We start from the raw sequence: 12,548 nt of genomic DNA on the forward strand, positions 1-12,548 counted from the left end.
TCCATGGCCGCACCGATCATCACCGTCGAGCGCCTCAGCAAGCACTACCGGCTGCGGACCGAAGCGGGGCCGCGGTACACCGCCCTGCGCGATGTGATCGCGGAGCGGGCGAAGGGGCTCTTCAGCCGCCGCCGCCCGCGGGCCACCATGGAGGAGTTCAAGGCACTGGATGAGGTGAGCTTCACCGTGGAGGCCGGCGACCGGGTGGGGATCATCGGGCGAAATGGCGCAGGGAAGAGCACCCTGCTGAAGGTGCTCAGCCGGATCACGGAGCCCACCAAGGGACGCGTTACCATCGATGGAAGGGTGGCCAGCCTGCTGGAGGTGGGCACGGGCTTCCATCCGGAGCTCACCGGGCGCGAGAACATCTTCCTCAACGGGGCCATCCTGGGCATGAGCCGTGCGGAGATCGCGGCGAGGTTCGATGAGATCGTCGCCTTCGCCGAGGTAGAGCGCTTCCTCGATACGCCCGTGAAGCGCTACAGCAGCGGCATGTACGTACGCCTGGCCTTCGCCGTGGCCGCCCACCTCGAACCCGAGATCCTCATCGTGGACGAGGTGCTGGCCGTGGGCGATGCCGCGTTCCAGCGCAAATGCCTGGGCAAGATGGAGAGCGTGGCCGGCGAAGGCCGCACGGTGCTCTTCGTGAGCCACCAGATGGATGCCGTTCAGCGCCTCTGCAACAAAGGCCTGCTGCTGCACCAGGGCAGGCTGGCGGCGAACGGTCCCATGCAGGAGGTGATCAGGCATTACCTGCAGCGCAACGCCGCCGCTGAGGCGGAGTTCCACTTCACGGCCCCTCCGGATGGCCCGGCGGCCCATGCCACGAGCGCGGTCATCGAGGACGGCAGCGGGCATCCTGCGCCGGAAGTGCCCATCGGCGCTCCGTGGCGCGTGCGCGTGCGCTTCACGGTGAACCGGCCCTTGGAGGGCTTCGTCATCGCCCTGGGCGTGAGCACGCTGCTTGACCTGCCGATCCGCACCACCTGGAGCAAGGCCTGCGCCCTGGAGCCTGGCCGCTATGAGGCGCTCTTCACCAGCGATGGCATCCACCTCACCGATGGCCAATACAAGCTGATCATCGGCCTGTCGGAGCAGGGGCGCACCCTCCACTATCTGCCGGGACCGGCCACCTTGAGCATCAGCGATGTCAGCGACCTGGCCGGTGACTCGCGCATCGTGAACAACAGAAGCGGCCTCCTGCTGAACCAGATGGAGACGGCGATACAACGCATCAGCTGATGTTCTTCCCAGATCGCATCACCGGCATCCGCGAAGGCCATCGCGTGCTCGAGGTCGGCCCCGGCGCCGACCCACATCCCCGCTCGGATGTGCTGCTGGAGATGGCTTTCGAGGATCCCGAAGCGTACGGAAGGCAGTTCGGGCACGATCGCCCGCTCGTGACGGAAAAGGAGGTGGTGTACTACGATGGTAGCCGCTTCCCCTTTGCCGACGGGACGTTCGACTACGTGATCTGCTCGCACGTGGTGGAGCATGTGCCCGATGTCGAATCGTTCGTGGGGGAATGCTTCCGGGTCGCTCGGCGGGGCTACTTCGAGTATCCGCTGTGCTACTATGAGTACCTGTACAACTTCGACGTGCACCTCAACCTGGTCAAGCATACGGACGGGGTGCTGCGCTACATGAAGAAGAGCGAAACGGCCATCGACAGCTTCAGGCCGGTGCAGGCGCTGCTCCAGGAATCCCTCACCAAGGGCTACATCGGCACGTTGAACGAGCTGCTGCCCTGGCTCATGGAAGGCTTTCAGTGGGAGGCCCCATTCCCCGTGCAGCGCGTGCACGACCTGGCTTCCGTCTGCCATGCCGGCGCCCTGCTGCCGATGAGAACAGAACCGCCCGTGCATGCCCTGGGCCCGCGTCGCCTGCTCCGCGAGCTGGCCGCTTCCATCCGCATGCGCATCCTGCCACCGTCATGATCCGACTCCACCTGGGTTGCGGCCAACGCTATTTCGAAGGCTACATCAACATCGATTATCCGCTGAGCGAGCACAGCGTCCAGCAGACCTCCGTGGCCGATGAGCTGCACGACCTCACCGGGATGAGATACCCCGCAGGCAGCGTGGACGAGGTGCGGCTGCACCACGTCTTCGAGCATTTCGAGCGAGCGAAGGCCGCGGCGCTGCTGGCCTCCTGGAACTCATGGCTGAAGAGGGACGGAATCCTGCACGTGGAGGTGCCCGACTTCGGGAGGACGGCACGTGCCGTGCTCGGGCGGTTCTCCAGCGGCCAGGCGCGCATGGTGGGGCTGCGCCACATCTTCGGCTCGCAAGAGGCCCATTGGGCCGTGCACTTCGAGGGCTACACGCGCGTCACGCTCGTGGAGATGCTCCAGCGATTCGGGTTCGGGGCAGGCGAGGTGAAGCAGGAGCGCTACAAGGACACGTACAACCTCATCGTCATCGCCAGGAAGCAGCGCGACCTGTCCGGATCGGACCTCGAGGCGGCCGGGCGCTCGCACCTCAGCCAGTACCTCGTGGATGACAGCACGAGCGAGCGCCAACTCCTGGAGGTCTGGATGGAAGCCTACCGGACGCAGCTCCGCCGCACCTTGGCCAACGGCTGATGGAGACCGTCAGCGTCATCATCCCCACCTTCAACAGGGCCGCGCTGCTGGAAAGGGCGGTACGCAGCGCGTTGGAGCAGGGCGATGCCGTGCTGGAGGTGCTCGTCTGCGATGATGGCAGCACGGACGACACGCGCACGCGAACGGCAGCGATCGGCGACGCGCGGGTGAAGTGGGTCGATGGCCCTCGTGCCGGACGTCCGGCCGTGCCGCGCAACAGGGGCATCAACGCGGCTGCCGGCGAATGGCTGGCCTTCCTCGACGATGACGACCGCTGGCTCCCCGGCAAGCTGAAGCGCCAATTCGAGGCGATGCGGCGAACCGGCGCCCAAGCCTCCTGCACCAACGCGCAGCGCATGGCTCCGGACGGCAAGGACCGGGGCACCTACTTCACGGATGGCGATGCCATTCTCGCCCTGGCCGACCTGCTGCCCGTGAATCGCGTGATCTGCAGCTCGGTGATCGCACGACGCGACCACGTCCTGCGTTGCGGCGGCTTCCCTGAGGCGCCTGACCTGAGGGCCCTGGAGGACTATGCGCTCTGGCTGCGGCTCAGCCTCGCTGCGCGCTTCGCCTACTGCGCTGAGCCGCTGGTGGCCTACATGGATGCACCGGAGGGCAGCGTGCGCAGCGACTCGCTTCCGCTCCCCGTTCAGCGCGACCGGGTGCTCTCCGACCTCTGGCGCTGGGGGCGTGCAGGCCGCTTCGGCCCTGGGCAACGCAGCCTCGTAACGCGCTACCTGCGCGGCGCACGACGCTCCGCGGGCCGTCCCCTTCATCACTGGTTATTCCTGCGGTGAACATGAGCGCTGTGATCGTGCGCCTGATGGGTGGGCTGGGCAACCAGATGTTCCAGTACGCCACCGGCCATGCTGCGGCGAAGCGGCTGGGCGTGCCTTTGCTCCTCGACCGCACCTTTCTCGACAGCAGGCCGGCCGGGATGGATTGGACGCCACGCGACTTCGAGCTCGACGTGTTCGCGGCGCCCATCGCTTTCGCCGACCCCGGGCAAGTGGCCATCCTGCGCCGCCCCATCGACCAGCCGCTCCATCGCCGGCTCCGCCGGTTGCTGCCCAGCCTCTATCCCTCTGTTATCCTGGAGCGGCACCCGGGCCTCGATGCGGCTGTGCTGCGCTGCAAGGCACCGGTCTACCTCGAAGGCTTCTGGCAGAACGAAGGCCATTTCATAGCGGTAGCGGAGGAACTGCGCTCTGCGCTCTTCGTACCCCGCGAAGCACCCGATGCCCGCAATCGCGCCCTGGCGGGGGCCATGCAGGCCAGTGTGAGCGCCAGCGTGCACGTGCGCCGCGGCGATTATGCGACGAATGCCGACACAGCCCGCTACCATGGCGTCTGCCCGCCGGCTTACTTCCATGGAGCAGCCCGGGAGCTTGCCGAGCGGCACGGCGTGGACCGGTTCTTCGTATTCAGCGATGATCCGGACTGGGTGCAGTCAAACCTCTCCTTCCCACGGCCCTCCGAGCACATTGCGCACAATACCGGACGGGCTGCCCACTGGGACCTTTGGCTCATGAAGCAGTGCCGCCACCACATCATCGCGAACAGCAGCTTCAGTTGGTGGGGCGCATGGCTCGATCCGCGCCCCGAAAAAGAGGTGATCGCGCCGGCACGCTGGTTCGCCGGTACCGATACCCCGGCCTCGGCCATCATCCCTTCCGCATGGACCGCCCGTTGAGCATCGCCCACTGCGTGGAGGCCTATCCGCCATCCATCGGTGGCATGGCCGAGGTGGTGCGGCAGCTCAGCGAACGCATGGCGCGGCAAGGGCACATGGTCACCGTGCTCACGAGCGCGCATCCCCAGCGCACCTCAGGCATGCTGAACGGCGTCAAGGTCCGCTCGTTCGCCATCAAGGGCAACGCGGTGGACGGCATCCAAGGCGGATCGGGACCCTATGTGGATGCCTTGCGCCAAGGCGGGTTCGACGTGGTCACATTCTTCGCCGCGCAGCAATGGGCCACGGATGCGGCGCTACCCCACCTGGCGGAGATCGGTGCGAGGAAGGTCTTCGTGCCGACAGGCTTCTCGGCATTGCGCGACCCGCGGTGGGCCGCCTACTACCGCAGCATGCCGGCATGGCTTGCCGCCATGGACCTGAACGTCTTCCATAGCGAAGGTTACCAGGATGCGGCATTCGCCGCCAGGCTGGGATTGACGAATACGGTGCTCATCCCCAACGGAGCGTCGGAGGAGGAATTCAGCGGCGCGGTCACAGGCGACATCAGAGGCGGATTGAACTTGCCGGAAAACGGGCAGCTCGTGCTGCATGTGGGATCCTTCACGGGGATCAAGGGGCACAAGGAGGCGCTGGAACTCTTCATCCGCGCAGAAACGGCAGATGCGACACTGCTCCTCATCGGCAATGGCGTACATGCCTTGGAGCATGCCTACCGCACGCACCCGCGCTTCCTAGGGCTCCGGCTGCGCGCACGCCTGCGCCGCAAGCGGATCGCCTTCTACGAGTGGGACCGGCGGAGCACGGTCGCGGCCCTGCGGCAATCAGACCTGTTCCTGTTCCCCAGCAACCTGGAATGCTCACCCATCGTGCTGTTCGAGGCGATGGCAGCGGGCGTGCCCTTCCTTGCGTCCGATGCGGGCAACGCCGCGGAGATCGCGCGCTGGTCCGATGGCGGCTGGATAATGCCGGGAAGGCGCGATGAGAAAGGCCTGGTGCGCACGAACATCGCTGCGGGCGCACGGCGGCTCTCCGTGCTGCTAGCCGATCGCAGCCTGCTGCAGCGCACTGGCGAAGCGGGGCGACGAGCCTGGCGGGAGCGATTCACCTGGGAGCGCATCGCCCACCGCTACCTGGAGGAGTATCAACGGCTCGTGCTTCGGCAACCATGACCCAGGCTGCAGACCGACCACCGCTGGTGACCGTGCTCCTGCCCGTGCACAACGCGAGCGCATACCTCCAGCGGACGATTGACAGCATCAGCGCGCAGACGCTCGCTGACCATGAGGTCATCGCCATCGACGACGGATCGACGGATGGGAGCGCTGCCATCCTCCAGGCGCACGCCGGCCCGCGCTTCCGCATCATCCGCCATGCCGCCAATCAAGGCCTCGTGGCATCGCTGAACGAGGGCCTGGCGGAGGCCCGCGGCCGCTACATCGCCCGGATGGACGCCGATGACCTCATGCACCCGGAGCGCTTGGAGCGGCAGGCGGCTTGGATGGATGGGCATCCGGAGGTCGCTGTGCTGGCCACATGCGTCGGCCTTATCAATGCCGATGGCGAACCCTGCGGCACCTGGGATACGGATCAGAGAGCCGTGACCGAGGCCGATATCGCGGACCTGCTCCCACGCACCAACTGCATCGCCCACCCCACGGTGATGCTTCGGCGGGATGCCCTTGGAGGACTCCGCTACGAAGACCGCCAGCGCGGCGCCGAGGATTGGGACCTTTGGCTTCGGCTGATGGCCCGCGGTGCGCGGATCGCCAAGCTGCCGGAGCAGCTGGTGCAGTACCGTGTGCATGCATCGAGCGTGATGGCGGAGAGCAAGCGGGAGGTCCCGCTGGAGATCCGGCTGATGACCGTCCGCCAGCGCTTCCTGACCGGGGAACTGAGCCGGGGCCGGTTCGGCCGCGTGCATGCAGCCGTGGCGGCCGCCCAGGTCCGGACCCTGGGCCGGTACCTGATCCACCGCACGATTCGCCCCTTGGCGCGCGACGCATACCGGATGCTGACCTACTCTCCTTGGAAGCTGCTGCGCGAGCGTGCAGCCATCAAGAAGGCGCTCAGTGATTGGCAGGGACGCCACCTCCTCCTCTTCCCCTACCTCCATACGGGCGGTGCCGAGCAGGTGCATGCCGACATCCTGGGCACGATAGCGGACCAGCGCCCGCTCTGCCTCATCACCGGCTTCTCGCGCGACCGGAGCTTCCTTCCGCGATTCGCGGCGAGCGCCCCTGTCATCGAGGTGCCGCGGCTGGTCAACCACCCTTGCACCCGCACGGCCGCGCGCCGGTGGATCGCCCGCGCCCTGGATTCGCGCACCGATGCGCATCTCTTCGCCAGCAACTGTGCACAGTTCTTCGAACTGCTGCCGGAGCTCTCGCCTCATGTGCGCACGGCCTACCTGCAGCACGCCTTCCTCTACCAGCCCAAGGGGAATGCACAGCATCGGGCCTGGCTGCGCCACTTCCCGCGCGTGCATCGCTACGTGTTCATCGCCGAGCACGCCCGGTCGCAGTACCGCAGCTTCCTGCTTGCGCACCATATGACCTCCGCGCAGTTCGGCAAGCTGCAGCTCATCACCAACCGCGTGCACCGCTTTGCACCGCCCCTGCAGCACACGTGGCCCGTCCGGCTGCTCTTCGTGGGCCGTGACAGCCCGGAGAAAAGGCCGGAGCTCTTCCAGCGCATCATTGAACGCCTGCACGCCGAAGCCAAGGGCCGGTTCATGGCCACGGCGGTCGGCATAAGGGCGCGGGAATGCGCGGCGCCCATCGCCTTCGAGGGAGAGGTCACGGATCCGGCTCGACTGGCCGATCTCTACGCCGCCCATGATATCATCGTGGTCACCTCCTCGCGCGAAGGATTCCCGCTCGTGGTGCAGGAAGCCATGGCGCATGGGTTGGCCGTCGCAGCCGCACCGGTCGGTGATATCCCGATCCGGCTCGACGGGCAATGCGCCATCATCGCGGGCTCGGCTGAGGCTGCGACCACCGAGCAGGATCTGGTGGCAGGATTGAAAGCGCTCGAACTCGACCGGGACAGGCTCTGGGCCATGCGCCAGGCCGCGTTCACCAAAGCGCGGCTCGAGTACGACGGCGCCCCCTTCCAAGCTGCCTACCGGGAACTCTTCGGCTGCACCAAGGGCAACGCGTGATGGAGCATCGTGCCCACGAATGCGGTCCAATTGAGCATGTCAGCGTACCGCTTGCGCGCCGCCTCACGCATACCCTTGAGCATATCGGGGTGTGCCATCAACCGTAGAACGGCCTCCGCATAATCCTCCCCAGGCCGGTCGAGATCGAAGAGGAGCCCGGTGACGCCCTCCTGCACGATGGTGGGGATACCGCCGGTCCGTGTGGCCAGCACCGGCAACCCGTGGGCCGCAGCCTCGCAGAACACGATGCCGTAGGCCTCGAAGCGCGTGGGGAGCAGGAGGAAATCGGCCGTGCGCAGGTGCTCTTGCAGCCGAGCGAGCTCAGACGGCTTGTTCTTGTCGAGGAAGCCCTCGCGGATCAATCCGGGATCATCGCACACAGGCGGAGGCTGGCACCCGCAGACCACCAGCTGCGCCTGCACGCCCGCCCTCTTCAGTGCCAGCAGCGCAGCATATGCGATGGGGCCGCCCTTCTCCTCCCAATTCACCCCGAGGAAGAGCAGCTTCACCGGACCGCGGGGCCAGGTGCCGGTGCCCGGTGAAGGGGGGGCCTCGGGCAGGTTGGCGCCGAACGGGATCATGCGGATCCTGGGCGCCGCCTCCGGCACCGCCTTCCTTGCGGCATCGGCGGCCCAGTCGCTGCTGAACACGCACAGCGCGGCGTTGCCCAGTGCCGCGCGCTCGATGTTCAGGCTCTGCTCGCGAGACCAATCGAAGAGATTCTGAAGCACATCGTGATAGCCTAGTGCCCCGGCGATGCAGCGGTCGTTGATGTAGATGATGGGCGCATCGGCGCGCAGGAATGCGGTGGTGGCCAGGCCAGCCGGGGCGATGATCAGGTCAACCGGCTTCGCCCGCAGCCGCTGCTCGATGAGGCGTGCGTAGCTGCGGGCCACCCATGGCGAGGCGCGCCAGTTGAAGCGCTTGCCTGGAACGCGGAGGAAGACCTGATTCAGCGCACGCGTGGCCTTCACCGCGACCGTCTCCCGGAGGGGACCGATCAGCTCCACGCGCTCCACGTGCCGCTCCAGCTCCTTCAGCAGGAAGTGGTGCGTACCCGACCAGCTGCGGCGGTCGCGTGCATCCTCGATGGTGAGGTAGCCGATGGTAATGGGCAGCTTGGCACCGGGCATCGATTCAGCGCGAAAGGGCGGTTGACGCGGCCTTCGGCTCACGGCCGAAGATCAGGAAATCGATGATGCCGCGCAGGTAGCCGAATCCGTAGGCGAGGTGCAGGACCCCGAAGGCCGCGGCCACGCCCGGTGCGTCGCCGGGCGAGGAGGACGCGCGCAGGGCGCTGATGCCCGCCGCAAGGAGGTAGAGCGCGATGCCCGCGGCATAGCCCACTGCCAGCACGGGATGCAGCCAGGCCACCGCCGCTCCGAGCAGCAGGAAGAGCACGAAGGCAGCGGGCACCAATTGCCGCAGCGTGGTCACCGTGCCGTGCAGCCGGTTCACGTACACCTTCCAGTAGCCGTACTGCCAATACTGGCGGTACAGCTTGCGCAGGCCGGCGCGCACATAGTAGCGGCTGCGGATGGAAGCGTGCAGCCGGATGGCCCAGCCGCCGCGCTTCACGCGGAAGTTGAACTCATCGTCCTGGTTGCGCACGAGCCGCTCGTCGAAATAGCCGACCTGCTCGAAGACCGCGCGGCGGTAGGCCCCGAAGGCCACTGTATCCACCTCGCCTTGCCGCAGGCCGGTGCGGAAATGCGCCCCGCCTACGCCGAAGGGATGCCCCATGGCCGCGCCGATCCGCCGGCTCCAGGCATCTGTGTAAACGTTCTCGATCACGCCTCCTACGCAGCCTGCCTCCGGATGGTCTCGCAGGGCCCTGAGGTTAGCCTCCAGGAAGCCGGCATCCACCTCCGCATGGGCGCCGAGGATGATGCCGATGTCGTAGCCGGCGGGTCGCAGACCGATGTTCATGGCTTGAGGCGTGGTGCGCGCCGGGTTGTCAATGAGCTTCACCCAGGGGTGCACAGCCGCCATCGCACGCACCTCCTCGCGCGTGCCGTCGTCGCTCATACCATCGCAGACCCAGACCTCCAGGTGCATGCCATGGCGGTCCGCCTCTGCGAGGGACCGCAGGCATCGACCAATGTACCCGGCCTCGTTGCGGCACGGGATCACCACGCGGACGCGGCTCAGGGCTTCGTTCGTTCCCGGGCTCATCGCTTCATCTCCCTGAGGGCATTCCCGTACACTTCAAGGAGCCGGTCCACGCAGTCGTCCCAGCTGTAGCGCTTCACCACGCGTTCGCGGCCGGCAGCGCCCATGCGGGCCCGCAGTGCGTCATCGGCGAGCAGCTCCGCGATCCGCTCGGCCGCAGCTCGCGAATCCTCCATCGGCACGATGAAGCCCGAGCAATCGCGCTCCACCACCTCCGGTAATCCGCCGGCCTCGCTCACCACCACGGGCAGCCCGCACGCGCTGGCCTCGATCACCGCCACGCCGAAGCTCTCGCTGTGCGTCCTCGAAAGGGCCACGTATACGTCCAGCCGGTTCAGTTCTTGGGGTACCTGGTGGTGGGGAACGGCGCCTACGAAGTCGACGCGGGCCTTGATGCCAAGGTCATCGGCCAGCTGCTCGAGCTCCGACCGTTGGGGGCCGTCCCCCACGATGCGCAGGCGCACCGCCTCCGTCCTTCCTGCGCTGAGCCCTGCGAAGGCGCGCAGCAGGATATCGATGCCATACTTCGGCGCCAGTGCCTTCACCGTCCCGACCACCAGAGCGTCCTTCGACACGGGCCGAGCGGAGAACCGCTGCGTATCCACGCCGAAGGGCACCACGGTGATCGGTGAGAGCCCCGGGCAGACCAGGGCGGTGCGCCGCGCCATCACTTCGCTGGTGCTTACCACGGCATCAGCGCGGCGCAGGTTCCTGCGCAGCAGCCAGCGGTGCAGCGGTGTGGCATCGGGGAATTCATACACATCGCTTCCCCAGACGTTCAGCACCAGCGGGGCTCCTGCGGGCCTCACAGCCAGCGTTCCGTACCCCGATGCGTAATGGGCATTCACCACGTCAGGCCCGATGCGGTCCACCAGGCGCCGAAGAGCGCAGCGATTCAGCAGGTAACCTGCGCCGCCGAGATGGGGAAGCCGATGCACTACCACCCCCGCGCCATAACCGGCCAAGGGCGCATGCTGGGTGGCCACATGCACCTCATGGCCCCGCCCGGCCAGCGCCTCGGCCCAGCGCAGCAGGTGCACGGAACTGGCAGCGCCGACCAGCAGCACCCTCATGGCTCTCCTGATTTGTGCATGGCCACCGCTCGCAGGTGCGCAAGGGTCCCCTTCACCGCTGCGTCCGACCCTACCTCGCCCTTGAGCACCACGGCCTCGGAAGTTCGCCACCAAAGGCCATCGCGCACCGCCTCATTCCGGCAGATGATGCCGGCGGCGAAGAAGGCGGCAAGCTGGGAGAACCACTTGCCCAGCACAGGGCGGGCCACGCCGGGAACATCGCGGCGGTTCACATCATCACCCATGAAGGTGACCACCACGGGCAGAGCACTGCTGAGCACCGTGAAGAGCCCGGCCACCGAGCCGTATTGCACATGAACCACATCAGGGCGCACGCGCAGTATCATCCGCTTCAAGCGCTGGCGGGCGAGCCAGAGACGCACCGGTGAGGTGCGGCTCTCCAAGTGGAAGAGGGTGACATGTGCGCCGTGCCGCTCCATCGCGGCCACCTCGCGACGCACCTCGGCATAGACGGCACCGCTCTCGGCCTCGGGAATCACCGCGATCACGCGGAGCGCATGGCGGCCCTGCGCGGCCAGGCGCTGCAGTTCGGTGCGCACGAACCGCGCATCGCTCCAGGTGGCCAGGCCCAGGTAGCTGAGCGCCAGCAGCAGCACGATGGCCATGGTGTACCACGGTGTGGGCACCAGCAAGTGCAAGGCGCTGCCGGCCAGCAGGATCAGGAACGATTTCGTGAGGTTGATGCCGTTGCGCGGGGTGCGGAAATAGGCGTCGAGCAGGCTGCGCATGCCATTGAAATAGGCGAACGGCAGCGCTGCCATGAAGATGAGGCGGGCCATGGGCACGTACTGCTCGCCCGTGGGCCCCAGGTAGATGCGCAGCACCGGGGTGGCAAGCAGCTCGAAGCCCAAGGTGAGCAGGATGGACGCCGCAAGGACGAGCTTCGACATGCGGGCCACGCGCTCCGCGAGCGCGGCATGGTCGCCCTTGGCGAGCTGGGAGGCCGCCGCTGGCAGCAGCAGCAGCGCCACCGGCGAGAAGGCCGCTGCCGCGATGTTGAGCAGCGTGGCGCCGAAGCCGACCTCGCCGCTGATGTCGAGCCCATGGGTGCGCAGGGCCACGTACCCTGGAACGGTGAGCAACGCACCGAGCGCCACATCGCCGGGCACACGCGGAAGGCCATAGCGCAAAAGCTCCCCGCGCTCGCGCCCGATGGCACCGCCGTACGGGCGGACCAGATCGGGCAGGACGGAGAGCAGCGCAGCGCCCACCCAAACGAGCGCCGTGAACCAGAGCACCGCGGCCATGCCCTTGCACAGGACGAAGGCCAGGCAGGGGCCGATGGCGAGCACCGTCAACTGCAGGGCATTGGCCAGCACGATGGCGCCGCGGCCACGGAGGTACCCGTAGGCTACGCCATGGAATGCCACGCCCACGGTCATGATGCCGATGGGCGGCACCAAGGGGGCCATCGCCAGATCGTCGAAAAGTGCCCAGGCCAGCGGCTCGTCGAAGAGGAAGCCGAGGGCGGACACCACCACACCCAAGGGGAGCACCATGGAGAGGGCGCCGCGCAGGTAGCGGCGGGCGGCTTCGGGCGATGGGCTCATGGAAACGAAGCGCGTGAGGCCGACCATAGCGCCCATCAGCACCACCGGGAATAGGAAGGCCACCGTGCGCCGCGCGATGACGTAGAGGTCCAGCTCGTTCTTGCCGGCCTGGGCGGCCAAGCGGAAAGCCAGCACCATGCCCAGAAGGGCCAGCCCCTCGGTGATGTAGGTTAGGATGCCGTCGCTTCCGAACCCGGACAGGAGCTTGCGCGGTTGAGGCCGGGCCATGGTGCGCGAAAATACCCGCCCCGGGCCAGCCGCCGCTCGCACAGCCCGCCAGCCGCTCATC

The 12,548-nt window shown here is 67.2% G+C and carries 11 protein-coding genes; 7 read left to right on the forward strand and 4 right to left on the reverse strand.

The genetic code is table 11. The features are described from left to right. Window positions 1-3 precede the first annotated feature (3 nt). The 7 genes from QY325_05300 to QY325_05330 are packed head-to-tail and all read left to right on the forward strand — an operon-like array spanning window position 4 to window position 7,443. Entirely contained in the window at window positions 4-1,242 is a 1,239-nt protein-coding gene (locus QY325_05300; protein ID WKZ67338.1) for a polysaccharide ABC transporter ATP-binding protein, read from the forward strand. After that, window positions 1,242-1,937, forward strand: coding sequence for a methyltransferase domain-containing protein (locus tag QY325_05305; GenBank protein ID WKZ67339.1), 696 nt, complete (start codon window positions 1,242-1,244; stop codon window positions 1,935-1,937). Before QY325_05300 ends, QY325_05305 begins: the two co-directional genes overlap by 1 nt. Continuing rightward, window positions 1,934-2,584 (forward strand): hypothetical protein, encoded by a 651-nt coding sequence (locus QY325_05310; protein ID WKZ67340.1) that lies wholly within the window; start codon window positions 1,934-1,936, stop codon window positions 2,582-2,584. The genes QY325_05305 and QY325_05310 overlap by 4 nt, the downstream gene beginning before the upstream one ends. Continuing rightward, complete coding sequence (locus QY325_05315) at window positions 2,584-3,384, forward strand: glycosyltransferase (GenBank protein WKZ67341.1); 801 nt, start codon at window positions 2,584-2,586, stop codon at window positions 3,382-3,384. The genes QY325_05310 and QY325_05315 overlap by 1 nt, the downstream gene beginning before the upstream one ends. 2 nt (window positions 3,385-3,386) lie before the next feature. Beyond that, entirely contained in the window at window positions 3,387-4,280 is an 894-nt protein-coding gene (locus QY325_05320; protein WKZ67342.1) for an alpha-1,2-fucosyltransferase, read from the forward strand. Then, window positions 4,265-5,452 (forward strand): glycosyltransferase family 4 protein, encoded by a 1,188-nt coding sequence (locus tag QY325_05325; GenBank protein WKZ67343.1) that lies wholly within the window; start codon window positions 4,265-4,267, stop codon window positions 5,450-5,452. The genes QY325_05320 and QY325_05325 overlap by 16 nt, the downstream gene beginning before the upstream one ends. Then, a complete protein-coding gene (locus tag QY325_05330) occupies window positions 5,449-7,443 on the forward strand; it encodes a glycosyltransferase (protein ID WKZ67344.1) in 1,995 nt (664 codons plus the stop codon). The genes QY325_05325 and QY325_05330 overlap by 4 nt, the downstream gene beginning before the upstream one ends. Here QY325_05330 and QY325_05335 read toward each other — a convergent pair. Genes QY325_05335 through QY325_05350 form a run of 4 tightly spaced genes read right to left on the reverse strand, consistent with a single transcriptional unit; the run spans window position 7,404 to window position 12,487 of the window. After that, a complete protein-coding gene (locus tag QY325_05335) occupies window positions 7,404-8,576 on the reverse strand; it encodes a glycosyltransferase family 4 protein (protein WKZ67345.1) in 1,173 nt (390 codons plus the stop codon). The two genes, QY325_05330 and QY325_05335, sit on opposite strands and share 40 nt — an antisense overlap. 4 nt (window positions 8,577-8,580) lie before the next feature. Beyond that, complete coding sequence (locus QY325_05340; GenBank protein WKZ67346.1) at window positions 8,581-9,618, reverse strand: glycosyltransferase; 1,038 nt, start codon at window positions 9,616-9,618, stop codon at window positions 8,581-8,583. Continuing rightward, entirely contained in the window at window positions 9,615-10,688 is a 1,074-nt protein-coding gene (locus QY325_05345; GenBank protein WKZ67347.1) for a glycosyltransferase, read from the reverse strand. Before QY325_05345 ends, QY325_05340 begins: the two co-directional genes overlap by 4 nt. Then, window positions 10,685-12,487 carry a hypothetical protein gene (locus QY325_05350; protein ID WKZ67348.1) on the reverse strand — a complete coding sequence of 601 codons (1,803 nt, stop codon included), beginning with the start codon at window positions 12,485-12,487 and terminating at the stop codon, window positions 10,685-10,687. The genes QY325_05345 and QY325_05350 overlap by 4 nt, the downstream gene beginning before the upstream one ends. Between the last annotated feature and the right edge of the window lie 61 nt (window positions 12,488-12,548).

It is taken from the genome of Flavobacteriales bacterium, from assembly GCA_030584065.1.
Taxonomy (GTDB): Bacteria; Bacteroidota; Bacteroidia; order Flavobacteriales_F; family PHOS-HE28; genus PHOS-HE28.

Coding starts and splice junctions, on each gene's coding strand:
- QY325_05350 (WKZ67348.1), bottom strand. CDS start 12,487: ATGGCCCGGCCTCAACCGCGCAAGCTCCTGTCCGGGTTCGGAAGCGAC.
- QY325_05315 (WKZ67341.1), top strand. CDS start 2,584: ATGGAGACCGTCAGCGTCATCATCCCCACCTTCAACAGGGCCGCGCTG.
- QY325_05330 (WKZ67344.1), top strand. CDS start 5,449: ATGACCCAGGCTGCAGACCGACCACCGCTGGTGACCGTGCTCCTGCCC.
- QY325_05335 (WKZ67345.1), bottom strand. CDS start 8,576: ATGCCCGGTGCCAAGCTGCCCATTACCATCGGCTACCTCACCATCGAG.
- QY325_05325 (WKZ67343.1), top strand. CDS start 4,265: ATGGACCGCCCGTTGAGCATCGCCCACTGCGTGGAGGCCTATCCGCCA.
- QY325_05345 (WKZ67347.1), bottom strand. CDS start 10,688: ATGAGGGTGCTGCTGGTCGGCGCTGCCAGTTCCGTGCACCTGCTGCGC.
- QY325_05320 (WKZ67342.1), top strand. CDS start 3,387: ATGAGCGCTGTGATCGTGCGCCTGATGGGTGGGCTGGGCAACCAGATG.
- QY325_05310 (WKZ67340.1), top strand. CDS start 1,934: ATGATCCGACTCCACCTGGGTTGCGGCCAACGCTATTTCGAAGGCTAC.
- QY325_05305 (WKZ67339.1), top strand. CDS start 1,242: ATGTTCTTCCCAGATCGCATCACCGGCATCCGCGAAGGCCATCGCGTG.
- QY325_05300 (WKZ67338.1), top strand. CDS start 4: ATGGCCGCACCGATCATCACCGTCGAGCGCCTCAGCAAGCACTACCGG.
- QY325_05340 (WKZ67346.1), bottom strand. CDS start 9,618: ATGAGCCCGGGAACGAACGAAGCCCTGAGCCGCGTCCGCGTGGTGATC.